Genomic DNA, 23,374 nt, shown 5'->3' with positions numbered 1-23,374 from the left:
CTTCGACACCCCCGGCGAGTTCCCCCACCGTCTCGACGATGTCGGCGTCCTGCCAGGGGGCACCTTCTACGACGGCGATGTCGCCACCATCGATGGACAGCCCTATGTGCCTCCCATGGTGGGGGGAGAGCACGGTGATCACATGATGTGATCGCCCCGGCGCGCCCTTCTCGGGCGCGCCCGGAGGCTTCTCAGTCCTGCAGGATGCTCGGCCCCGCTCCCACCGGCGGGGCCGACGCCTTTTCCCAGATCCGGGCGGCGATGCGCCGGTAGGTCGTGGCTTCCTCGGTTTCGGGGCGGGCCAGCACGATCGGCGTGCCGGCATCGGCCAGCTCGCGGATTTCCAGCTTCAGCGGCAGCTCGCCCAGGAATTCCACCTCCAGCCGCCCGGCCTCGGTGCGAGCGCCGCCGTGGCCGAAGATGTCCGATCGATGGTTGCAGTTCGGGCAACAGAAGTAGGACATGTTCTCGATCAGTCCGAGCACGGGAACGTTGACCTTCTCGAACATCCGCACGCCGCGGCGCGCGTCGATCAGCGCCACGTCCTGCGGCGTGGACACGATCACCGCGCCCCGCAGCGGCACGCGCTGCGACATGGTGAGCTGCGCGTCCCCGGTGCCCGGCGGCATGTCCACGATCATGATGTCGAGCGGGCCCCAATCCACCTGGCCCATCATCTGTTCCAGCGCGCCCATCACCATCGGGCCGCGCCAGATCATGGCGGTGTCCTGTTCCACCAGGAAGCCGATGCTCATGGCCTTCAGGCCCCAGCGCACCAGCGGCTGGATGCGCTGCCCGACCGCGCGCGGCTTTTCCCGCGTGCCCAGCATCTGCGGCAGGCTCGGGCCGTAAATATCGGCATCCAGCAGCCCGACCTTCAGCCCCTGGCCCGCCAGCGCCACGGCCAGGTTCACCGCCGTGGTGGATTTGCCCACGCCTCCCTTGCCGGAGGCGACGGCGACGATGGCCCCGACCTCGGGCAGCAGCATCTTGCCCTGGCCGGGGGCAGGGCGCACGGCGCGGGGTGCCTCGGGCGCCGGGGCGGCGCGGTGCGCGGTCAGGACGCAGGTGGCGGAGAGCACGCCGGGCACGGCGGCAGCGGCCGCCTCGGCCGCGGCGCGCACGGGTTCCAGGGCGCGGGCCCGTTCGCGGGGGACTTCCAGGGCGAACTGCACCAGCCCGTCGCGCACCACCAGTCCCTGCAACCAGCCCGACGCCACCACGTCGAGCCCCGTCTGGGGGTCCCGCACGCCCGCGAGCGCGGTTCGCACCGCCGCCGTCAGCCCGCTTTCCATCGAACAAACCCCCGTTGAAAACTTCGTGCGATGCCCCGACATGCGGACCGCCCGCACTAGGGCGCGGGCACCCCGCGTCGCGATATGGGCCGCCTTCGAGCGCATGCAGCCCCGGCACGCAAGCCGGCAAGGGGGACCTCCCCCTTGGGACTTCCACCCTCCTGAACCCGCGGGTTCCCTGGGGGGGCGACGGTCCCGGCAGGTGGCGTTGCGAGCCGGCGACCGACGGACACTTATCGGGAGACGCAACGGCCTATGCCGTGGAACAGCAACGGCGGACAGAGCCCTTGGGGCAACCCGCGCCCGCCCAGCGGCGGTGGTGGCGGACCTTGGGGACAGCCGCCCCAGAATGGTGGCGGGAACAACCCCTTCGGCCGCGGCCCGGACCTCGACGAGGCGATCCGGCGCGCCCAGGACACGGTGCGCCGCTACATGCCGCGGCGCGGCGGCAGCGGCGGCAAGGGCCTGGCGCTGCTGGGCGTGGCCGTGCTGGCCGTTTGGGCGGCCTCGGGCATCTACCGGGTGCAGCCGGATGAGCAGGGCGTGGTGCTGCGCTTCGGGCGCTTCGTGGACACCACGCAGCCCGGCCTGAACTACCACATCCCCTGGCCGGTCGAGAGCGTGACCACGCCCCGGGTGACCCGCATCAACCGCATCGACATCGGCTTCCGCTCCGCCGCCGACGGCAGCAGCGTGACCACCCGCCCGACGCCCTCGCGCGACGTGCTGGAAGAATCGATGATGCTGACCGGCGACGAGAACATCATCGACACCGACGTCGCCGTGTTCTGGCGCATCCGCGATGCCGGCGAGTTCCTGTTCAACACGCGCAACCCCGAGCCCACGGTGAAGTCCGCGGCCGAGAGCATGATGCGCGAGGTGATCGGCCGCACCCCCATCCAGCCTGCCCTGACCGAGGCGCGCGCGCAGATCGAGCAGGCCGTGCGCCAGGGCACCCAGGCGATCATGGACCAGTACCGGGCGGGGGTGGAGATCACCCAGGTGCAGCTGCAGAAGGTGGACCCGCCGCCGTCGGTGGTGGACGCCTTCCGCGACGTGCAGCGCGCCCAGGCGGACCGCGAGCGCGCCCGCAACGAGGCCGAGAGCTACCGCAACGACATCATCCCCCGCGCCCGCGGCGAGGCCGAGCGCATGGTCCAGGAAGCCCAGGGCCAGCGCGAGAGCCAGATCGCCCGCGCCCGCGGTGAGGCGCAGCGCTTCACCAGCGTGCTCGGCGCCTACCAGGTCGCGCAGGACGTGACGCTGCGCCGCATGTACCTGGAAACCATGGAGGAGATCCTGCGGCACAACCCCAAGATCCTGGTGGATGACCGCCTGCAGGGTCTGGTGCCGCTGCTCAACCTGGACGGCGGCCGTTCGCCGGTCGCGCCGGCTGCCCGGCCTGCCGCGCCGCCCGCACCGCCCGCGCCGAACAATGCCGCCCGGCCCCAGACCCTGGGGGGAACCGCCCGATGAACCGCCTGATCGCCGTCGGGGCGGCCCTGCTGGTCATCCTGATCCTGGTCACCTCCACCCTGTTCACGGTGCAGCAGACCCAGCAGGTCCTCATCACCCAGTTCGGCGAGCCGATCCGGGTGATCCGTGAGCCCGGCCTGCACGCCAAGGTGCCGCTGATCCAGAACGTCATCGCCTTCGACAGCCGCCTGCTGGATTTCGAGGCGCCGGGCGAGGAGGTGATCCTGGGCGACCAGCGCCGCCTGATCGTGGACAGCTTCACCCGCTTCTCCATCGCCGACCCGCTGCGCTTCTACCGCACCGTGGGCGCGGCCGAGGTGGGGATCCGCGGCCGTCTCTCCTCCATCGTGTCCTCCTCGCTGCGCCGCGTGCTGGGCAACGAGCCGCTGCTGGCCGTGCTGTCGGCCGACCGGCTGCGCATCACCAGCGAGATCCGTCGCCAGGTGAATGCCGAGGCGCAGCAGTTCGGCATCGAGGTGGCGGATGTCCGCCTCCGCCGTGCCGACCTGCCGGAAGAGAACACCCAGGCCATCCTGTCGCGCATGCAGTCCGAGCGCGAGCGCGTGGCCCGCGAAGCCCGCGCCGAGGGCGCTGAGATCGGTACCCGCGTCCGCGCCGGCGCCGACCGCGAGCGCACCGTGCTGCTGGCCGAGGCGCAGGCGCAGTCGGACATCCTGCGCGGCCAGGGCGAGCAGGAATCCATCCGCATCTTCGCCGATGCTTTCCAGCGCGACCCGCAGTTCTTCCAGTTCTGGCGGACCATGCAGGCCTATCGCGAGGCCTTTGCCGAAGGGTCGAGCGAGACCCGGCTGCTGCTGAGCCCGGACAACGACTTCTTCCGCTTCTTCCGCGGCATCCCCGGCCCCAACGGCGCCCTGGGTTCGGCGGTGTCGCTGCCCGGCACGCCGGGTGCCGGGGCTGCGCCGGCGCCGGTGGCCCCGCCGCCGGCCGTCGCACCGGCGGCTGCCGCCCCGGCGCCGGTCCCGGCACCGGCCGGCCCAGTTGTCCCCGACCCCGTGCCGTAGTTCCATCCGGGCGCCGCACCGGGCGTCCCGGACACGGGTTTCCCCGGTGTTTGCCTGGGACGCGGCCTCCCCCGGGAGGCCGCGTCTCGTTTCGTCACCCTTCGATTCCGCCCCGGTGCTTCCTCTCCGGGTTTCGCGCGTTACATCTTCCAACACCTGACCGACTGGAAGGCATCCCCACGTGCGTCCCCCCCTGCTCGCTACCGCGGCCCTGGCCGCCTGCCTCGCGGCGGTCTCCCCCGCGCCCGTCTTTGCCCAGGCGCCGATGCGGGACGCCCCCACCTCCTTCGCCCCCCTGGCGCGGCAACTGCTGCCCGCCGTGGTGAACGTGCAGACCACCACCACCGTGCAGGCCCGCGCCGGCCGGCCGGACGCGCCGGAAGTGCCGCAGGCGCCGCCGGGTAGCCCCTTCGAGGAGTTCTTCCGCGACTTCCTGGAGCGCAACCGTCCGCCCGGCGGCCCCGGTGGGCGTCAGGGGCCGGGTGGCCAGGGCGGCCCGCAGCAGCCCCGCCGCGCGCAGAGCCTCGGCTCCGGCTTCATCATCGATGCCGCCCAGGGCATCATCGTCACCAACAATCACGTGATCGACGGCGCCGACGAGATCAACGTGGTGCTGACCGACAACACCACCATCAAGGCCGAGCTGGTGGGCGCCGACCAGCGCACGGACATCGCCGTGCTGCGCATCCGCACCGACCACCCGCTGACCGCGGTGGATTTCGGCAACTCCGACGAGGCCAATGTCGGCGACTGGGTGCTGGCGATCGGCAACCCCTTCGGCCTGGGCGGTTCCGTGACGGCGGGCATCGTGTCGGCCCGCGGCCGCGACATCCGCCAGGGCCTCTACGACGACTTCATCCAGACGGACGCCGCCATCAACCGCGGCAATTCCGGCGGGCCGCTGTTCAACCTGGACGGCAAGGTGGTGGGCATCAACACCGCCATCTACTCGCCCTCCGGCGGGTCGATCGGCATCGGCTTCTCCATACCGTCCAACCTGGCGCGCAACATCGTGGCGCAGCTGCGCGATGGCGGGCAGGTGCGGCGCGGCTGGCTGGGCGTGAACATCCAGCAGGTCACCGACGAGATCGCCGAGAGCCTGGGCCTGCGCAACGGTGCCCGCGGCGCCCTGGTGGCCCGCGCGCAGGAGGACGGCCCGGCCGCCAAGGGCGGCATCCGCAACGGCGACGTGGTGTTGCGCTTCAACAACCAGGACGTGCGCGAGATGCGCAACCTGCCGCGCATCGTGGCCGAAACCGCGGTGGGCACGCAGGTTCCCGTGGTGGTGTGGCGCGACGGCAAGGAGGAAACGGTCACCATCACCCTGGGCGAGCTGCCGCCGGAGCAGCAGACCGCCGATGCCCGTCCGGGCCAGCCGCGGCCGCAGGCCAACCAGGCGCTGGAACTGTCGGGCCTGGGGCTGAAGGTGTCGCCCATCACGCCCGAGGCGCGCGAGCGCTTTTCCATCCGCCCGGATGCCCGCGGCGTGCTGGTGACGGACGTGATCCCGAACGGCGCTGCGGCCGAGCGCGACCTGCGCCCCGGCGACCTGATCCTGGAAGTCCAGCAGGAGCGGGTGAACACGCCGCAGGAGATGCAGGCGCGGCTGGAAGCCCTGCGCCGCCAGAACCGCGCCACCGCGCTGGTGCTGGTGGAGAACGCCCAGGGCCGGCGCTTCGTGCCGCTGCGCCTGCGGGGTGAGGGCCGGGGCGGCAGCCCGGGCTGACGACGAATCCGGGGGTGCGGAGCCCGCACCCCCGGGCCAGTTCGGGCATGCTTCTCTGCGACGAGCCGCGCATCGCCGTCGAAGCTTGCTTCGGCCTGTAGCCGCCATGATGCAGGGTGAGGGCACTCGGGTGGGCGGAGGTGACGCTGGCTGGCGGGCCATCCGGCTCGTACCGTTCCGCGACAGAGAGGCGATCTCGCTCGAATCCTGAGATGCTGGAGTTCGGCACGGCGGCCGAGGGGCTGTCAGGCTCGACCGGGGAAAAGTTTTGACCGCGCAATTTGGTGCGGTATCGTTACGACGCCCTGGAAGGAGCAACGGCGTGTCCGGTTGGCCACCCCGCTTGCGCGCGATCCTCGAACACGGCTTCGGCGAGGATCTCGGCAATGTCGTCCTGCACACCGGCCCTGCTGCGGTCGCGGCCTGCGGCGCGATCCGTGCCCGTGGCTTCGCGATCGGCCGCCACGCGGTGGTGGCGTGCGACGATCCCGCCGATCCTGCGGCGGGTCCGGTGATCGCGCACGAGGTCGCGCACCTGCTGCAGAAGCGCCGCCCCGGGCCTCGCGACGAGGCCGGGGCCGAACGGGAAGCGCGCCGCGCGGCGCGGATCGTGATGGCCGGGGGGATGGTCGTCCTGCGGACCGCCAGCGACCCGGCCGCAGTGTCGTGCTGGGGCGAGGTCGGACACTACTACACGGTGTACGTGACCATGCTGGCCGCCGGCCTGCCCGGCACGGACGCGGCGAGCATCGCCTTCTATGCCCAGCTTCCCGATGAGGCCGCCGAGCTGGACGCCTTCGAGGCAGCTGCCGTGCGCCTCACCACGGCGACGTTCCTGGGCGGGCCCATCGGCGGAGCCGTGCAGTACTACAAGGATTGCAAACCGATCCAGCAGGGTCTGCATGCCCTTACCGGGCTGCCGGTCCCGGAGGAATATGCCCGCCGCCTGAAGATCATGGACGCGCTCTCGCCGGCTTCGCCGGACTTCCTGTTCGACTTCGGGCTGGCCTGTCATCCCTACGGCGACACCTACGCCCATCGCAAGAACGGGCGGATGTACTCCAGCCCGGTGGGACACGCGCTGGACAAGCACGAGCCCGACATGGTGAGCGAGAAGACCTGGAGCGCCTACGCGAACTACGTCACCACTTTGCACGGCATCGCGGCGACGAAGTATTCCAAGGCCTCGGCACGCCTGGCTGCCGATACCCTGGTCAAGCGCTTGCAGCCGCTGGTGAAGCTTGCCTCGCAACAGGCCCAGGCGATCAAGATTCGTGAAGTGGCCTCCGGCTTCGGTCCGCCCTTGGTCGATTATGATCCGCTCGCGGCGGATGCCCGTCCGATCTTCCAGGTGGCCTGGACCTATCCGGGGCATTTCAAGAACAGACCGATCGCGGATATGCTGTCCCGCGCTCGCAGGCTGGCGCGCGAGTGGCAGCCCTGAAGCGCTGAGCCCGGCCCGGCCCGGCCCGACGCGCCGGGACGGCCGATGGCCGGCGAACGCCGCGGTGTGGCGGCCCGACCCGGGCTGCGCGGTCGGCGGTGAATTGCGTTCGCTCATCCTGAACTGCTAACCTTGCTGCTCCGGCACGGCACACCGGCCTGCCGGCAGATCAGACCGGCAGCGGGCCGTTACGGTGCCACGCTGCCGAGGTAGGGTGGAGCGCAGGTCCCATGGACAGTCTGACCCCGCAGGGGCCCGAAACCGGCAACAACGAGAATCCCGGCCCCACCCACCGGGACCTGCGCGACCTGATCACGCGCTTCCAGGCGATGGGCGAGCTGCAGGTGATCGAAGGCGCCGATCCGCAGCTGGAGCTGAGCGCCCTGGCGGAGGTGGTGACCAGCCGCTACCCCGGCGAGGAACCGGCGCTGCTGTTCGACAAGATCGCCGGTTATCCCGCGGGCTTCCGCATCCTGTCGGGCGCGTCGAACTCCTTCCGCCGGCTGGCTTCCGTGCTGGGCGTGGCGCCGCCGCGCAGCAAGATCGACATCGTGCGCTCCTACAAGGCGCGCATGAAGAAGGAGTTCCGCCTGATCCCGCCGCGGGTGGTGGAGAGCGGCCCCATCCTGGAAAACGTGCTGCGCGACGACGAAGTGGACCTGTCCCGCTTCCCGGCGCCGCACGTGCACGAGCTGGATGGCGGCCGCTACATCGGCACCGAGGATCTGGTGGTGATGCGCGACCCCGACACGGGCTGGGTCAATGTCGGCACCTACCGCATCATGGTGCACGGCAAGGACGAGCTGGGCATCTGGATCTCCCCCGGCAAGCACGGGCGGATGATCCGCGAGAAGTACTTCAGCAAGGGCGAGCCCTGCCCGGTGCTGATCTCCTGCGGCCAGGACCCGCTGCTGTTCCTGTCCTCCAATGCCGAGCTGGGGCACGGGATCAGCGAGTACGACTACATGGGCGCCCAGCGCGGCGAGCCGATCGACGTGGTGCTGAGCGAACTGCACAAGCTGCCCATGCCCGCGCGCTCCGAGCTGGTGATCGAGGGCGAGATCCTGCCGGACGAGAAGCGCCTGGAAGGACCCTTCGGCGAGTTCATGGGCTACTACGCCAGCGAGGCGAGCATGCAGCCGGTGATCAAGGTCCGGCGCATCTACCATCGCGACGACCCAATCATCACCCTGGCCATCCCGTCGCGCCCGCCCTCCAACTTCACCGTGGCGCGCGGCGCGGTGAAGTCCGCGATGATCTGGGACGAGGTGGAGAAGGCCGGGCTCGCCGGCGTGCAGGGCGTGTGGAACCACGAGGCCGGCGCAGGCCGCTTGTTCAACGTGATCTCCATCAAGCAGATGTATCCCGGCCACGCCAAGCAGGCGGCGATGCTGGCCGCCAACTGCCAGTCCGGCGCCTATGCGGGGCGCTGGGTGGTGGTGGTGGACGACGACATCGACCCGTCCAACATCCACGACGTGATCTGGGCGATGAGCACGCGCTGCGACCCGCCCAACGACATCGACTACATCCGCGGCCATTGGAGCACGCCGCTCGACCCGATGCTGCGCAAGCCGCCCTACGAGAACAACCGCGCCGTGGTGAATGCCTGCCGCCCCTGGGCCTGGAAGGACGACTTCCCCACCGTGGCGGAGGCCAGCCCGGAGTTGCGGAACCACGTGATGTCCAAATGGCCGCACCTGTTCGAGCGGTGAGCCGGGCCATGCGGGAGGCGATGCTGCCACGGCGGCGGGTGCTGGGCGCGGCCGCGGCGCTGGCCGCGGTGCCCGGGGTGGCGCGGGCGCAGCCGGCCGGCGGCGCCGCGATCGACGGTGTTGTCACGCTGGTGGTGCCCTATACGCCCGGAACCGGGCACGACATCCTGGCGCGGCTGATGTCGCCCTTCCTGAGCCAGCGGCTCGGCCAGCCCGTGGTGGTAGACAACCGTGCCGGCGCTTCGGGCAACATCGGCGCGCAGCAGGTGTCGCGGGCGGCGCCGGACGGGCGCACCCTGATGATCCAGGGCAAGACCTTCACCATCAACCCGAGCCTGTTCAAGCAGGTCGGCTACGACCCCGTGCACTCCTTCGCGCCGGTGATCCAGCTGGCCAAGGCGGACTACGTGCTAGCGGTGCACCCGGACGTGCCGGCGCGCGACGTGGCGGGCTTCATCGCCTATGCCCGGGGCGTGCCGGGCGGGATCGATTACGGCTCGCCGGGGATCGGCACCACGCAGCACCTGGGCATGGCGCTCTTCGCCCTGGCCGTCGGCGCCGAGATGAACCACGTGCCTTATCGCGGCGCGGCGCCCGCGGTGCAGGACCTGATCGGCAAGCGGTTGGCTGCGATGTACCTGCCGGTTCCCACCGCGCTGCCGCTGGCGCGCGATGGACAGCTGCGGATGCTGGCGGTGGGCAGTCCCCAGCGGTCGGCTTTCGCGCCCGACGTACCGACCCTGGCGGAAGCGGGCTGGGCCGCCGCCGAGATCGACACCTGGTACGGCGTGCTCGCCCCGGCCGGCACGCCCGGCCCGGTGGTGGAGCGGCTGAACGCGGAGATGAACGGCTGGCTGCGGCGGCCGGAAACGCTGGACGCGCTGCGACCGCAGGGGATGGAGGCGCTGGGCGGACCGGCCGCGGCCTTCGGCGAGGTCATCGCCCGCGAAACGGCGCGCTGGGCGGAGGTCATCCGGCGCACCGGCATCACTGCGGGCTGAAGCGGCGCGACGACCGCCGGGCCGGGTGATCCGGCGAGCTGTTTGCAGGTCTGTGAAAGCAGGCCGGGGGGAAGTATCCCCCCGGACCCCCTTCTATTTTCGGGAGTTTGGGGGTGCTCCGATGGCCGATGGCGCTGCCCAAAACTCCCGAAAAAAGGAGGGGGTCCGGGGGAGTTCACTCCCCCGGCCTTGCTCCATCCCCGTCAGAAGCGCTCGTAGAGCAGCCGCGCGCGGATGGTGCCGGGCAGGGCGCGCAGGTCGGCCAGCACGGCCTGCGGGTCGGCCACGTCCTCCGCATCCACCACGACGTAGCCGACCTCCGGGTCGGTCTGCAGCACCTGGCTGGCGATGTTGAGCTGGTGCGCGCGGAAGATGTCGTTGATCGCCGCCAGCGTGCCGGCGGTGTTGCGGTGGACGTGCATGAAGCGCGTACCGCGGGTGCGGGCGGGCAGGGTGGCTTCGGGGAAGTTCACCGCGCCCAGCGTGGCGCCGGTGTCGGAATAGCCGATCAGCTTGTAGGCGGTTTCCTCGCCGATGCGTTCCTGGGCTTCCATGGTGCTGCCGCCGATATGCGGCGTCAGGATCACGTTCTTCAACCCCTGCAGCGGTGTCACGAAGCTGTCGCCGGCGCGCTCGGGCTCCTCGGGGAAGACGTCCACCGCGGCGCCCAGCAGCGAGCCGGATTCCAGCGCGGCGCGCAGCGCGTCCAGGTCCACCACCCGGCCGCGGCTGTTGTTGAGCAGGATGGCGCCGGGCTTCATGTTGGCCAGCTCGGTTTCGCCGATCATGCCGACCGTGGCGGGCAGGTCGGGCACGTGCAGCGTCACCACGTCGCTCTCGGCCAGCAGCTGCGCCAGCGAGCCGGCGGCGCGGGCATTGCCGTGCGGCAGCTTGGGGATCACGTCGGTGTAGATGACGCGCATGCCGAAGGCTTCCGCCAGCACGGACACCTGGGCGCCGATGTTGCCGTAGCCGACGATGCCCAGCGTCTTGCCGCGCACCTCGCGCGAATTGGTGGCGGACTTGTCCCAAACGCCGACATGCGCGGCGTTGGAGCGGCCGGGGATGCCGCGCAGCAGCATCACGATCTCGCCCATCACCAGCTCCGCCACGGAACGGGTGTTGGAGAAGGGCGCGTTGAACACGGGGATGCCGCGATGCCGCGCCGCGTCGAGATCCACCTGGTCGGTGCCGATGCAGAAGCAGCCCACCGCGATCAGCCGGTCCGCCGCTTCCAGCACGGACGCCGTGACGCGGGTGCGGGAGCGAATGCCCAGCAGGTGCACGCCACGGATCGCCTCGCGCAGGGAGGCCTCGTCCAGCGCCTTGGCCTCGCGGCGGACATTCTCGTAGCCGGCGGCGGCGAAGGCGGCCACGGCGCTATCGGACACGCCTTCCAGCAGCAGGACGCGAATGCGGTCCTTGGGCAGGGAGATCGCGTCGCGGCCCGGCCGCTGCGTCGGCAGGTCTGGGGTGGGCAGGTCCATGGTGGCGGTTATCCCAGGTTGCTTCGCACGGCCTCGGCCAGCTGCTCGGGCGTGACGCCCGGGCGGAACAGCGTCCGCAGCTTGCCGTCGGGACCGAGGAGATAGGTGAAGGCGGAGTGGTCCATCAGGTACTCGCCGGCGCCGGGCGGCGTGGTCTTGGCGTAGTAGACCCGGAAGGCGCGGGCGGCGGCGGCGACCTGCTCGGGCGTGCCGGTCAGGCCGGCGATGCGCGGGTGGAACAGGGCCACGTAGTCGGCCAGCTTGGCCGGGGTGTCGCGCTCGGGGTCCACCGATACGAAGAGTGGCTGCACGCGGTCGGCATCCGCGCCCAGCAGGTCCATGGCCGAGGCCACGACCGACAGCTCGGTGGGGCAGACATCCGGGCAGAAGCTGTAGCCGAAGAAGATCACCACGACCTTGCCGCGGTAGTCGGCGTCGGTGACGGTCTTGCCGGTCTGGTCCACCAGGGTGAAGGGGCCGCCCAGGCTGGTGCCCGCGGACAGGCTGAGGCCGCCGGCGGTGGGCGGCACCGGCGCCGTCCCGCCGGTGAGCAGGCGGGCAAAGGCGTTGGGCCAGGTTTCGCCGGGGGCGCGGCTCACCCAGGCGGCACCCCAGCCGGCAGCGAGCAGCACGATCAGGGCCAGGGCAACGAAGCGCAGCAAGCGGGTCATTCCGGCAGCCTATAGCGCCGGCCGCCGCCGCTGCGAACGCCGGGAACGCGGGGCGGCCTTGCGCGGCGGCGCTGCAACGGATCGTTTCCGACCGCCGGCCCGGTGCACGGCCTCGTGAAGGGCGCCGGCCCGGGGCGGCACGCCCGCGTTCAGCCTCCGTTCAAGCTTGCCCGGCAACCTGCGGCTCCCAGGCAACAGCGGCCGAACGGAGCGTATGGCAACCCTGCTCGTGTCCGGGCAGGTCCCGGGCACCATCCTGGAGAGCACCGGGCCCGAGGACTGGACAGCCCGATTGCAGTTGCAGGGCGGGCTGGGGGCCACGGAGGTCGCCCTGACCGGGGCGGATGCGGCGCGCTTCACGGCCGTGCTCGACCTGGCCACGCAGGTGGTGACGATCACGCCCGCCCAGATGCTCGATCGGGAAGCCTGGGCAGCCGGCGCCGACCCCGTGCTGAGCTTCGGGCTGCAGGTCCGCGTCGGCTCAGGCTGGCAGGCGGCAGGTGGCGCCTGGAACGTGCAGCTCCTCGGCGTGGACGACACGCCGCCGGCGGGGCTTCGCTTCAGCAGCGGCGGGGTGGTGCTGGAAAGCGACGTGGGCGCCGAGATCGGCGAGCTGGCCGCGATCGATCCCGACACCCGGCTGCCGCTGCAATACAGCGTCGCCTGGCCCGACAGCGCCTTTTTCGAGATCGTGAACGGCAGGACCCTGAAGCTGCTCCCGGGGGTGGACCTGCTGCGGCAGGGCGGCACCACCCGGCCGGTGATCGTGACCGTGTCGGACGGCCACCAGGACGTGGCGATGCAGGTCGACGTCCGGGTGCTGAACGTCACGACGCTGGACGACACGCCGGTGCCGCCCGTGCTGTTCGTGGCCGATGCCGCGATGGCGGAGGGGAATGCCGGCACGGCGCCGCTGGTGTTCACGGTCACCCTGTCGCGGGCGATGACCACGCCGGTCACCGTGCGCTGGGACGCGGTGGGCGGCACAGCGACGCCCGGCACGGATTTCGACGCCGCGGGGGGCACGCTGACCTTTGCCCCCGGCCAGACCAGCGCCACCATGTCGGTGCCGGTGCGCGGCGACACGGCCGTGGAGCCCGACGAAACCTTCCGGCTGGTGCTGTCCGCACCCTCGGGGGTCACGCTGGCGCGGGCCGAGGCGGTGGGCACCATCCGCAATGACGACATCGCGGCGCCGGTGGTGCCGGCCGCCTCGGTGGCGGATGCCTCCGTGCTGGAAGGACATGGCGGCACGACCAGCCTGGGCTTCACGGTCAGCCTATCGCAGGCGACCACGGTGCCGGTGACCCTGCGCTGGGACGCGATCGGCGGCACGGCGACGCCCGGCACGGATTTCGAGGCGGCCGGGGGCACGCTGACCTTCGCGCCCGGCCAGACCAGCGTCACCGTCTCCGTCAACGTGCGCGGCGACACGGCGGTGGAGCCCGACGAAACCTTCCGGCTGGTGCTGTCCGCACCCGCTGGCGCCACCCTGGCGCGGGCCGAGGCGGTGGGCACCATCCGCAACGACGACGTCGCGGCGCCAGTGGTGCCGGCCGTGTCGGTGGCGGATGCTTCCGTGCTGGAAGGGCACAGCGGTACCACCAGCCTGGGGTTCACGGTCAGCCTGTCGCAGGCCAGCGCGGCGCCCGTGGTGGTGCGCTGGGACGCACTGGGCGGCACGGCGACGCCCGGCATCGATTTCGAGGCGGCCGGGGGCACGCTGACCTTTGCCCCCGGCCAAACCAGCGCCACCGTGGCCGTGACGGTGCGTGGCGACACGGTGTTCGAGCCGGACGAGACCTTCCGGCTGGTGCTTTCCGCGCCCTCCGGCGCCACGCTGGGCCGGGCGGAGGCCGCCGGCACCATCCGCAACGACGACGTGATCCCTGCCGTGTCGGTCGGCGACGCCGCCATGGCCGAGGGCAACGCCGGCACGAGCCAGATGGCGTTCAACGTCACCCTGTCGCAGGCCTCCAGCGCGCCGGTGACGGTGCGCTGGGACGCGGTGGGCGGCACGGCGACGCCCGGCACCGATTTCGAGGCGGCGGGCGGTATCCTGACCTTTGCCCCCGGCCAGACCAGCGCCACCGTGGCCGTGACGGTGCGCGGCGACACGGTGTTCGAGCCTGACGAGGCGTTCCGGCTGGTGCTGTCCTCACCCAGCGCCGCGACGCTGGCGCGGGCGGAGGCGATCGGCACCATCCGCAACGACGACACCATGCCGGCGGTGTCGGTGGCGGACGCCATCATGCGCGAGGGCGATGCCGGCACCACGGCGATGGTGTTCAACCTCAGCCTGTCGCAGGCCTCCGCCGCGCCGGTGACGGTGCGCTGGAACGCGCTGGGCGGCACGGCCACGCTGGGCACGGATTTCGAGGCGGCGGGCGGCATCCTGACCTTTGCCCCCGGCCAGACCAGCGCCTCGGTGGCGGTGAACATCCGTGGCGACACGGTGTTCGAGCCGGACGAAACGCTGCAGCTGGTGCTCGACCCGCCGGATGGCGCGACCCTGGCCCGCGCCGCGGCCACTGGCACCATCACCAACGACGACGCCCGGCCACCGCCCGACGAGGTGATCTGGGGCAGCAGCGGCATCGATGCCGTGCCGCTGGCGATCGGCCTGCGGGGATCGGCGGTCACCACCAGCGGCGGCCTGCCATCGCACGTTTCCGGGCCCGGCCACAGCTACGCCGTGAACGGGGTGGAGGTGCTGATCTTCGCCGATGGCCGGCTGGTTTTCGACCCCGGGGACCCCGCGGCGCAGGCGGTGCGGCTGTACAACGCGGCGCTGGCGCGCAGCCCGGACCAGGCGGGGCTGAACTTCTACATCGACAAGCTGCAGCACGGGGCCGGGCTGGCCGACGTGGCCGGCGGCTTCAACAACAGCCCCGAATTCCAGGCCCGCTTCGGGCCCGGGCTGAGCAACGATGCCTATGTGGTGCGGCTGTACCAGAACGTGCTGCACCGCGGCGCCGCGGAATCCGAGCTGAACTACTACCGCGCGCAGTTCGCCGCCGGGCAGAGCCGCGAGCAGACGCTGGTGAACTTCAGCGAGAGCCCGGAAAACAAGGACCTGACCGCCGCCACCGTGCAGGCCGGCATCTGGGACCTGAACGAGCATGCCGCGGTCGTGGCCCGGCTCTACGACACCATGCTCGGCCGCAAGCCCGACCTGGGCGGCCTGATGTTCTACCGCGAGCAATTGGATGCCGGGCGCATCGCGCCGCTCGACATCGTCCAGAACTTCATCGGCAGCCCCGAATTCCAGGCGCGCTACGGCGCCAACCCGTCCAGCACGCAGTTCGTGGAGCTGCTCTACCAGAACGCGCTGCACCGCGACGCGACGCCCGGCGAGGTGCAGTACTACGCGAGCCGGCTCGATGCCGGGACGCTCAGCCGGGCCGAGGTGGTGATGAGCTTTTCCGACAGTCCCGAGCACGTGGCGCTGACCGCGAGCGACATCATCAACGACAACCCGACGCATTTCGGCATCGCCTTCGCCTGAGCGCCGGCCGCCGGGCAGGATGGGCGGTTCAGTCGCCCGCCATGACCTTGACGTAGCTGCCCGGCGCGTCCTCCAGCGCCGGCAGGGCGCCGCTGCCGGGGATGCGGGCGGGCACCTCCGTGCGGTCCAGCGCCGACACCCAGCGGTGCCAGTCCGGCCACCAGGAGCCCGCCAGCTCCGTGGCGCCTTCCAGCCAGCCCTCGGGGGAGGGGGGCAGGGTGTCGTTAACCCAGTGGCTGTACTTGCCGCTCTCGGGCGGGTTGGCCACGCCGGCGATATGGCCGGAGGCGGCCAGCACGAAGCGGATCGGGCCGCCATAGATCTGCGTGGCGCGGTAGGTGCTGCGCCAGGGGGCGATGTGATCCTCGCGGGTGGAAAGGATGTAGGTGGGCACCTTCACGTCGCGCAGGTCCAGCGCCACCCCGTCCAGGGTGATGCCGCCGGGCTTCACCAGGTCGTTCCCCTGGTACATGCGGCGCAGGTAGAAGGAATGCATCGCCGCCGGCATGCGCGTGCTGTCGTCGTTCCAGTAGAGCAGGTCGAAGGGGAAGGGCTCCTGCCCCAGCAGGTAGTTCTGCACCACGAAGGACCAGATCAGGTCGTTGGCGCGCAGCATGTTGAAGGTATTGGACATCTCGCGGCCTTCCAGGAAGCCGCGCTTCTCCATCTTCTCTTCCAGCGCCTGCAGCTGCGCCTCGTCGATGAAGACGCTCAGCTCGCCCGCTTCCTCGAAATCCACCATGGTGGTGAAGAAGGTGGCGCTGCGGATGCGGGTGTCCTTGCGCTTGGCCATGTGCGCCAGCGTCGCGGCCAGCAGCGTGCCGCCGAGGCAATAGCCGATGGCGTTGACCTGCTTCTCCCCCGTCGCCTTCTGGATGGCGTCCAGCGCGGCGTAGGGGCCTTCCTTCATGTAGTCCTCGAAGGACTTGGCTGCGAGGTGCTCGTCCGGGTTCACCCAGGAGCAGACGAACACCGTGTGCCCCTGCGCCACCGCCCAACGGATAAAGGAGTTCTTGGGCCGGAGGTCGAGGATGTAGAACTTGTTGATCCAGGGCGGCAGCAGCAGCAGCGGCCGCTTCAGCACCTTGTCCGTGGTAGGGGTGTACTGGATCAGCTGCATCAGGTCGTTCTGGAACACCACCTTGCCGGGGGTGACCGCGATGTTCTCGCCGATCGCGAACTTGGAGCGGTCGGTCATGGAGATGCGCAGGTTGCCCTTGCCGCGCTCCAGGTCGCCCAGCAGATTGCTCAGCCCCTTGAGCAGGTTCTCGCCGCCGGTTTCGGCCGTGCGGCGCAGCACCTCGGGGTTGGTGAGCAGGAAGTTGGTCGGGCTCAGCGCGTCCACGAACTGGCGGGTGTAGAAGTCGACCTTCTGGGCGGTCTTGTTGTCCAGCTCCTCCTCGGCGCCGCGCACCACCGTTTGCAGGTAGCGGGCGGAGAGCAGGTAGGACTGCTTGATGAAGTCGAAGACCTCGTTCTCGCGCCAGGCCTCGTCCTTGAAGCGCTTGTCCTTGATGTCCTCGGCGATCACCGGCGCGACCTCGCCGCCCATCATGCGGCGGGCGGTGTTCTGCCAGAGCGTCAGGTAATCCTGCCAGAAGCCGATCTGCGCCTGTACCAGCCGGCTGGGGTTGGTCATCAGGCGGGTGGCCATCTCCATGAAGGCGCCGCCGAGGTTGAAGGGGTCGGCCGAGCCGTTGCCGGGCTGCCCGACCGGGGCCTGACGCTTGAGGAAGTCGGCCACGATGCGCTGCCCGCGCTCGGCCACGTCGGCCATGGTGCGGCTGACCAGGGCGGCATCCGGCAGGCGAAAGGCCGGGTCCTGCGGGGTGGGATCCTGGGTCATGTTCTCGTTGCCTTCTTCGCGCTTCCCCTGCCCGGGGGCCTTCCGGACGCTTCACGCCCCCCGCGTTCTGCGGCAAACCGCTCTCGGCGGGGGCGGGCGATGCACGAGATGGTCCACGGGCTGATCGAACCTAGGTGGCGCGGGATAGTGGGACAAGGACGCGCGGCACCCCCTCGACTCGGTGCAGGGTTGCGCGGGGGGCCGGGCAGGGGGGTGCTGCCGCTGGTGCTGCTGCTCGGCCTGGGCGGCTGCGTCGCCGAAGGGCCGCTGAACTCCATCCGCGAAATCACCGGCGAGGCCCTGCAGGGGCGCGCCATGCCGCCGGGCCTGTCCGACCCCAGCCCGAACCTGTCCGTGGTGCCGGCCCGGCCCGAGCGGGGCGAGGCCTCGACCCGCGAAGCGCTGTCCACGGCCCTGGCCGCCAGCCGCACCCAGTCCCGCCAGCCGCTGGACGCCGGCGCCTATGCCGGCACGGTCAGCCTGCCGGTGCCGCCGGCGACCCCCGGCGCGGGAGAGGTGCCGCTGGCCCCGCCCGCGCCGCCGCGCCTGGCCGCCGCCCCGCCGATCGCCGCTTCCAGCCCGACCGGCGTGCTGCTGGGCGGCACCGCCGACCCCGGCTCCACCCCGCCCGCGGCGCCCCCGGCCGAGCTGATCGCCCCGGCCCCGCCGCCGGCGGAGCTGACCGCCCCGCCGCCCCCGGACATCCCGGCGGCGCCGCGGATCCGCTGATCCCCGAACAACACCGCTCGCGCCCCCGGCCCGGCGCGGCTACCCTGATCCCCGTTCACCCGAGAAAGCCCCGAGTGCCATGAGTGACGACTTCCACCGCATCCGCCGCCTGCCGCCCTACGTCTTCGCCGAGGTGAACGGCGCCAAGGCCAAGGCCCGCGCCGCGGCCGAGGACGTGGTGGATCTCGGCATGGGCAACCCGGACAGCCCGACGCCGCCGCACATCGTGGCCAAGCTGGTGGAAGCGGTGCAGGACCCGCGCACCCACCGCTATTCCGCTTCCAAGGGCATCCCCGGGCTGCGCCGCGCCCTGGCCGGCTACTACGCCCGCCGCTTCAACGTGAAGCTGGACCCCGAAACGGAGGTGATCGCCACCCTGGGTTCCAAGGAAGGGCTGGCCAACCTGGCGCAGGCCATCACCTCGCCGGGCGACACCATCCTGGTGCCCAACCCCTCCTACCCCATCCACCAGTTCGGCTTCATCATCGCCGGCGCTTCCGTGCGCTCGATCCCGGCCACCCCCGACGACGAGATGCTGGCGGCGATCGACCGGGCGGTACGGCATTCCGTGCCCAAGCCGACGGCGCTGATCGTGAACTTCCCGTCCAACCCCACCGCGCTGGTGGCCGATATCAGCTTCTACCGGGAGGTGGTGCGCATCGCGAAGCAGCACGACCTCTTCGTGCTGAGCGACCTCGCCTATGCCGAGCTGTATTTCGGTGACACCCCGCCGCCCTCCATTCTGGAGGTGCCGGGGGCCAAGGACGTGGCGGTGGAGTTCACCTCCATGAGCAAGACCTACAACATGCCAGGCTGGCGCATGGGCTTCGCCGCCGGCAATCCCCGCCTGATCGCCGCGCTGACGCGGGTGAAGTCCTACCTCGACTACGGCGCCTTCACGCCGATCCAGGTGGCGGCCGTGGCCGCGCTGAACGGGCCGCAGGACTGCGTGGCCGAGATGCGCGAGCTGTACCGCGACCGCCGCGACCAGCTGGTGAAGGGGCTCAAGCAGGCCGGCTGGGAAGTGCCCTGCCCGGAAGGTTCCATGTTCATCTGGGCGCCGATCCCCGAGCGCTTCCGCCACCTCGGCTCGGTGGAGTTCTCCAAACTGCTGCTGGCCAAGTCCAAGGTGGCGGTGGCCCCGGGCATCGGCTTCGGCGAGTACGGCGACGGCCATGTCCGCATCGCGACGGTGGAAAACAGCCACCGCATCCGGCAGGCGCTGCGCGGCATCCGCTCCTTCCTGATGACCGACAATGGTGGTCCCGCGCCCGTTCCGGGCGACGGCGGTCCCTCCACCGCCGAGCAGCCCGCGCCGGAGCTCGCCGGGGCGTGACCCGTCCCCTCGCCGTTGCGCTCGCGGGCCTGGGCACCGTGGGCGCGGGAACGCTCGCGCTGCTGCGCGCCAACGCCGATCTGATCGCCGCCCGCGCCGGGCGCCCCATCGCCGTGACCGCCGTGGCGGCGCGCGACCGCTCGCGCGACCGCGGCCTGCCGATCGACGGTTTGCGCTGGTACGACGACCCCGTGGCGCTCGCCGCCGACCCGGCGGTGGACGTGGTGGTGGAAGCCATCGGCGGCGCCGAGGGCCCGGCCCGCGCCACGGCCGAGGCCGCCATCGCCGCCGGCAAGCCGCTGGTCACCGCCAACAAGGCGCTGCTGGCGGTGCACGGCGCCGCCCTGGCCCATGCCGCGGAATCGCGCGGCGTGCCGCTGTTCTTCGAGGCCGCGGTGGCCGGCGGCATCCCCGCCATCAAGGCGCTGCGCGAAGGGCTGGCGGCCAACCGCATCGGCCGCGTGTCCGGCATCCTCAACGGCACCTGCAACTACATCCTTTCCACCATGCGCGAGCGCGGCCGCGAGTTCGGCGAAGCGCTGGCCGAGGCGCAGAAGCTCGGCTACGCCGAAGCCGACCCGAGCTTCGACGTAGACGGCGTGGACGCCGCCCACAAGCTGGCGATCCTGGCGGCCCTGGCCTTCGGCCGGCCGGTGGACTTCGCCGCCGTGCACGTCGAGGGCATCCGCGGCGTTTCCGCCCTGGATATCCGCCTGGCGGAGGAGCTGGGCTACCGCATCAAGCTGCTGGGCCTGGCGCGCTGGACCGAGGCGGGGATCGAGACGCGGGTGCACCCCTGCATGGTGCCGCTGGCCTATCCGCTGGCCCACGTGGAGGGCGTGTTCAACGCCGTGGTGGCGGAAGGCGACTTCGTCGGCCGCGTGGTGCTGGAAGGCCGCGGCGCCGGCGCCGGGCCCACCGCCAGCGCCGTGGTGGCGGACCTGATCGACCTCGCGCGCGGGCGGCACACGCCCGTCTGGGGGGCGGGGCTGGAAGCGCTCTCCCCCGCGCCCTCCGTGCCGATGAGCGCGCGCAGCGGCGCCTATTACCTGCGGCTGATGGTGGTGGACCGCCCCGGCGTGATCGCCGACGTCACCGCCGCCCTGCGCGACGCCGGCATCAGCCTGGAAACCCTGCTGCAGCGCGGCCGCGCCCCCGGCGAGGCGGTGCCTGTCGTGCTGACCACGCACGACGCCACCGAGGGCGCGATGGCCGCCGCGGTGGCGCGCATCGAAGCCCTGGATACGGTGGTGGAGCGGCCCGCGCTGATCCGCATCGAGACGTTCTGAAGGAGCCGGAAGAAGTTATCATGTCCGACATCAAGCGCGACCCCACCCCCGTTGACCGCAACCTGGCCATGGAGCTGGTGCGCGTCACCGAGGCCGCGGCGCTGGCCGCCTCCGCCTGGGTGGGCCGCGGCGACAAGAACAGCGCCGACGGCGCCGCCGTGGACGCCATGCGCCGCGCCTTCGACACGGTCGCCATCTCCGGCACGGTGATGATCGGCGAGGGCGAGATGGACGAGGCGCCGATGCTCTATATCGGCGAGAAGGTCGGGCTCGGCGGGCCGCAGGTGGATATCGCCGTGGACCCGCTGGAGGGCACCTCCATCACCGCCAAGGGCGGGCCCAACGCCATCGCCGTGCTGGCGGTGGCGGAGGCCGGCGGCTTCCTCCATGCCCCCGACATCTACATGGAAAAGATCGCCGTCGGCCCCAACCTGCCGGCCGGCGTGGTGGACCTCGACGCCTCGCCCGAGGAGAACCTGCGCGAGCTGGCCCGGGCCAAGAAGTGCTCCGTCAACGACCTCGTGGTCTGCATGCTCGACCGTGACCGGCACCAGGAAACCATCAGGGCCTGCCGCGCCGCCGGGGCGCGCATCATGCTGCTGGGCGACGGCGACGTGGCCGGCGTGGTGGCCTGCTCGCAGCCCGATGCGGGGGTGGACATGTATCTCGGCTCCGGCGGCGCGCCGGAAGGGGTGCTGGCGGCGGCGGCCTTCCGCTGCATCGGCGGCCAGCTGCAGGGACGCCTGCTCTACGAGGACGACTCGCAGATCGAGCGCGCCAAGGCCATGGGCATCACCGACCCGCACCGCAAGTTCGCCACCCACGAGATGGCGCGCGGCGAGGTGATGTTTGCGGCCACCGGCGTGACCACCGGCGCCTTTCTGCGGGGCGTGCGCCGCACGGCGGCAGGGGCCATCACCCATTCCATCGTGATGCGCTCCAAGACCGGCACGGTGCGCTACGTCGAGGGGCACCATAACCTGACCCTGAAGCCCGGGGCCTTCTTTGGCTGAGGGCAGTTTCCCGCCGGCCGAGGCGGTGCTGGGCGTCACGCACAGCATCACCGGCCGGCGCTGGATCTGGCGCGGCGCCGACGAGCGGCTGGGCCTCGCGATCGCGCAGCGCCTCGCCCTGCCGGAAATGGTGGGGCGCATGCTGGCGGCGCGCGGCGTCGGCGTGGACGGCGCCCCGGACTTCCTGGAACCGACCCTGCGGGCGCTGCTGCCCGACCCGTCCTGCCTGCGCGACATGGATGCCGCGGCCTCGCGTATCGCGGACGCCGTGCGCCGCGGCGAGCGCGTGGTGGTCTACGGCGACTACGACGTGGACGGCGCCTGTTCCGGCGCGCTGACCGTGCGCGCCCTGCGCGGCCTGGGCTGCGAGGCGGCGCATTACGTGCCCGACCGGATCAAGGAAGGCTACGGCCCCAACGCGGCGGCCATCGCGCGGCTCTGCGACCAAGGGGCCGGGCTGATCATCTGCGTGGACTGCGGCACGGCGGCGGGCGAGGCGCTGGACGCCGCGCGCGGCCGCGCCGATGTCGTGGTGCTGGACCACCACAAGGCGGAGGGCGTGCTGCCCGACGTCGCCGCAGTGGTGAACCCGAACCGGCTGGATTGCTCCTCCGGCCTCGGCCACCTTTGCGCCGCGGCGGTGGCCTTTCTGACGGCGGTGGCGACGCAGCGCGTGCTGCGCCGCGCCGGCTTCTTCGAGCGCCAGGCGGAGCCGCGGCTGCTGGAGCTGCTGGACCTCGTGGCGCTGGCCACCGTCTGCGACGTGATGCCGCTGACCGGGCTGAACCGCGCCCTGGTGGCGCAAGGGCTGAAGGTGATGGCGCGGCGGGAGCGGGCCGGGATCGCCGCCCTGCTGGAACTGGCGGCGGTCAAGGATGCCCCCACCGCGCACACGCTGGGCTTCGTGCTGGGCCCGCGCATCAACGCGTCGGGGCGCATCGGCGAGCCCGACCTGGCGCTGCGGCTGCTGGTGGGGGACGACCCGGTCGAGGCGCGCGCCATGGCCGAACGCCTGGACGTCACCAACCGCCGCCGGCAGGAGGTCGAGGCCGACGTGCTGGGTGCCGCTTTCAGCGAGGCCGAGCGCCAGGCCGATGCCGGCAGCCCCGTGCTGCTGGTGTGCCGTTCCGGCTGGCACCCCGGCGTGGTCGGCATCGTCGCCGGCCGGGTGAAGGAAAAGTTCAACCGTCCCGCCCTGGTGGCCGGCATCGCCGACGGGGTGGCGCGCGGGTCCGGCCGCTCGGTGCCGGGGGTGGATCTCGGCGCCGCGGTGATCGCCGCGCGGCAGGCCGGGCTGCTGCTGACCGGCGGCGGCCACGCCATGGCGGCCGGCTTCTCCTTCGCCGAAGCGCGCGAGGCGGAGCTGCGGGCCTTCCTGGCGGAGCGGCTGAGCCATGCCAACAGCCTGCCCATGGCCGCGGACCTGCCGGTGGAAGGCACGCTGTCCGTGCAGGCCGCCACCACGGAGTTCGCCGGGCAGGTCGGACGGCTCGCACCCTTCGGCGCCGGCAACGAGGAACCGGTCTTCGCGCTGCGCCGCGCCCGGATCGTCCGCGCCGACCGCGTCGGCAAGGAGGGCGCCACGGTGCGGGCCTTCCTGGAAGGCGAGGAAGGCGGGCGGCTCAAGGCGGTGTGCTTCCGTGCCAAGGACGGGCCGTTGGCGCAGCTGCTGCTGGGCTCCGGCGGCGCGCCGCTGCACCTGTGCGGCACGCTGCGGGCGGAAAGCTGGAACGGCACGGTGACCACCAGCCTGCACGTGCAGGATGCGGCGCGGGCCTGAGAAGTGAAGCCGGGGGGAGGTATCCTCCCGGAC

General features: G+C 71.7%; 16 protein-coding genes. 12 read left to right on the top strand and 4 right to left on the bottom strand.

What is annotated here, in order from left to right; translation table 11 throughout:
• Positions 1-191 precede the first annotated feature (191 nt).
• Positions 192-1,295, bottom strand: coding sequence for an Mrp/NBP35 family ATP-binding protein (locus tag ACLIBK_RS03975; RefSeq protein ID WP_415385925.1), 1,104 nt, complete (start codon positions 1,293-1,295; stop codon positions 192-194).
• A gap of 255 nt (positions 1,296-1,550) precedes the next feature.
• On the opposite strand from ACLIBK_RS03975, the gene hflK reads away from it, so the two are divergent.
• The 6 genes from hflK (at position 1,551) to ACLIBK_RS03945 (ending at position 9,682) form a co-directional block, all read left to right on the top strand.
• Complete coding sequence (gene hflK, locus ACLIBK_RS03970) at positions 1,551-2,771, top strand: FtsH protease activity modulator HflK (RefSeq protein WP_415385924.1); 1,221 nt, start codon at positions 1,551-1,553, stop codon at positions 2,769-2,771.
• A complete protein-coding gene (hflC, locus tag ACLIBK_RS03965; RefSeq protein ID WP_415385923.1) occupies positions 2,768-3,796 on the top strand; it encodes a protease modulator HflC in 1,029 nt (342 codons plus the stop codon). The genes hflK and hflC overlap by 4 nt, the downstream gene beginning before the upstream one ends.
• A gap of 181 nt (positions 3,797-3,977) precedes the next feature.
• Entirely contained in the window at positions 3,978-5,522 is a 1,545-nt protein-coding gene (locus tag ACLIBK_RS03960) for a Do family serine endopeptidase (protein WP_415385922.1), read from the top strand.
• A gap of 343 nt (positions 5,523-5,865) precedes the next feature.
• Positions 5,866-6,966 (top strand): DUF4157 domain-containing protein, encoded by a 1,101-nt coding sequence (locus ACLIBK_RS03955; RefSeq protein WP_415385921.1) that lies wholly within the window; start codon positions 5,866-5,868, stop codon positions 6,964-6,966.
• Positions 6,967-7,196: 230 nt separating this feature from the next.
• A complete protein-coding gene (locus tag ACLIBK_RS03950) occupies positions 7,197-8,681 on the top strand; it encodes a UbiD family decarboxylase (RefSeq protein WP_415385920.1) in 1,485 nt (494 codons plus the stop codon).
• Between the two features lie 8 nt (positions 8,682-8,689).
• Positions 8,690-9,682: a tripartite tricarboxylate transporter substrate binding protein gene (locus tag ACLIBK_RS03945; RefSeq protein WP_415385919.1), complete on the top strand. Its 993-nt coding sequence runs from the start codon at positions 8,690-8,692 to the stop codon at positions 9,680-9,682.
• A gap of 203 nt (positions 9,683-9,885) precedes the next feature.
• Here the strand turns inward: ACLIBK_RS03945 and serA are convergent, their stop codons facing one another.
• Complete coding sequence (gene serA / locus ACLIBK_RS03940) at positions 9,886-11,169, bottom strand: phosphoglycerate dehydrogenase (RefSeq protein WP_415385918.1); 1,284 nt, start codon at positions 11,167-11,169, stop codon at positions 9,886-9,888.
• 8 nt (positions 11,170-11,177) lie between these two features.
• Positions 11,178-11,840, bottom strand: coding sequence for an SCO family protein (locus tag ACLIBK_RS03935; protein WP_415385917.1), 663 nt, complete (start codon positions 11,838-11,840; stop codon positions 11,178-11,180).
• A 214-nt stretch (positions 11,841-12,054) separates the two neighbouring features.
• On the opposite strand from ACLIBK_RS03935, the gene ACLIBK_RS03930 reads away from it, so the two are divergent.
• A complete protein-coding gene (locus ACLIBK_RS03930; RefSeq protein WP_415385916.1) occupies positions 12,055-15,348 on the top strand; it encodes a Calx-beta domain-containing protein in 3,294 nt (1,097 codons plus the stop codon).
• A 28-nt stretch (positions 15,349-15,376) separates the two neighbouring features.
• On the opposite strand, the gene ACLIBK_RS03925 is transcribed toward ACLIBK_RS03930, so the two are convergent.
• Positions 15,377-17,194, bottom strand: coding sequence for a PHA/PHB synthase family protein (locus ACLIBK_RS03925; RefSeq protein WP_415385915.1), 1,818 nt, complete (start codon positions 17,192-17,194; stop codon positions 15,377-15,379).
• A 213-nt stretch (positions 17,195-17,407) separates the two neighbouring features.
• Here ACLIBK_RS03925 and ACLIBK_RS03920 point away from each other — a divergent pair, with 213 nt between their 5' ends.
• The 5 genes from ACLIBK_RS03920 (at position 17,408) to recJ (ending at position 23,341) form a co-directional block, all read left to right on the top strand.
• The gene (locus ACLIBK_RS03920; protein WP_415385914.1) at positions 17,408-17,923 is read left to right on the top strand and encodes a hypothetical protein; all 516 of its coding nucleotides are present in this window, start codon (positions 17,408-17,410) and stop codon (positions 17,921-17,923) included.
• 79 nt (positions 17,924-18,002) lie between these two features.
• Complete coding sequence (locus ACLIBK_RS03915) at positions 18,003-19,259, top strand: LL-diaminopimelate aminotransferase (protein WP_415385913.1); 1,257 nt, start codon at positions 18,003-18,005, stop codon at positions 19,257-19,259.
• Entirely contained in the window at positions 19,256-20,548 is a 1,293-nt protein-coding gene (locus ACLIBK_RS03910; protein WP_415385912.1) for a homoserine dehydrogenase, read from the top strand. Before ACLIBK_RS03915 ends, ACLIBK_RS03910 begins: the two co-directional genes overlap by 4 nt.
• Positions 20,549-20,568: 20 nt before the next feature.
• Positions 20,569-21,561, top strand: a complete 993-nt coding sequence (gene glpX, locus ACLIBK_RS03905; RefSeq protein ID WP_415385911.1) for a class II fructose-bisphosphatase — start codon at positions 20,569-20,571, stop codon at positions 21,559-21,561.
• Entirely contained in the window at positions 21,554-23,341 is a 1,788-nt protein-coding gene (gene recJ, locus ACLIBK_RS03900; RefSeq protein WP_415385910.1) for a single-stranded-DNA-specific exonuclease RecJ, read from the top strand. Before glpX ends, recJ begins: the two co-directional genes overlap by 8 nt.
• The last annotated feature ends 33 nt before the right edge of the window (positions 23,342-23,374 follow it).

It is taken from the genome of Roseomonas sp. BN140053 (genome assembly GCF_047690175.1).
GTDB lineage: Bacteria > Pseudomonadota > Alphaproteobacteria > Acetobacterales > Acetobacteraceae > Roseomonas.
Note: the sequence above shows the minus strand (reverse complement) of the source record. Positions and strands in the feature narration are given on the sequence as shown.

Bases quoted from the DNA above. Each gene is read 5' to 3' on its own strand.
- ACLIBK_RS03975 (WP_415385925.1), bottom strand. From the start codon at position 1,295: ATGGAAAGCGGGCTGACGGCGGCGGTGCGAACCGCGCTCGCGGGCGTG.
- ACLIBK_RS03935 (WP_415385917.1), bottom strand. From the start codon at position 11,840: ATGACCCGCTTGCTGCGCTTCGTTGCCCTGGCCCTGATCGTGCTGCTC.
- glpX (WP_415385911.1), top strand. From the start codon at position 20,569: ATGTCCGACATCAAGCGCGACCCCACCCCCGTTGACCGCAACCTGGCC.
- ACLIBK_RS03915 (WP_415385913.1), top strand. From the start codon at position 18,003: ATGAGTGACGACTTCCACCGCATCCGCCGCCTGCCGCCCTACGTCTTC.
- ACLIBK_RS03945 (WP_415385919.1), top strand. From the start codon at position 8,690: ATGCGGGAGGCGATGCTGCCACGGCGGCGGGTGCTGGGCGCGGCCGCG.
- ACLIBK_RS03950 (WP_415385920.1), top strand. From the start codon at position 7,197: ATGGACAGTCTGACCCCGCAGGGGCCCGAAACCGGCAACAACGAGAAT.
- serA (WP_415385918.1), bottom strand. From the start codon at position 11,169: ATGGACCTGCCCACCCCAGACCTGCCGACGCAGCGGCCGGGCCGCGAC.
- hflC (WP_415385923.1), top strand. From the start codon at position 2,768: ATGAACCGCCTGATCGCCGTCGGGGCGGCCCTGCTGGTCATCCTGATC.
- ACLIBK_RS03925 (WP_415385915.1), bottom strand. From the start codon at position 17,194: ATGACCCAGGATCCCACCCCGCAGGACCCGGCCTTTCGCCTGCCGGAT.
- ACLIBK_RS03930 (WP_415385916.1), top strand. From the start codon at position 12,055: ATGGCAACCCTGCTCGTGTCCGGGCAGGTCCCGGGCACCATCCTGGAG.
- hflK (WP_415385924.1), top strand. From the start codon at position 1,551: ATGCCGTGGAACAGCAACGGCGGACAGAGCCCTTGGGGCAACCCGCGC.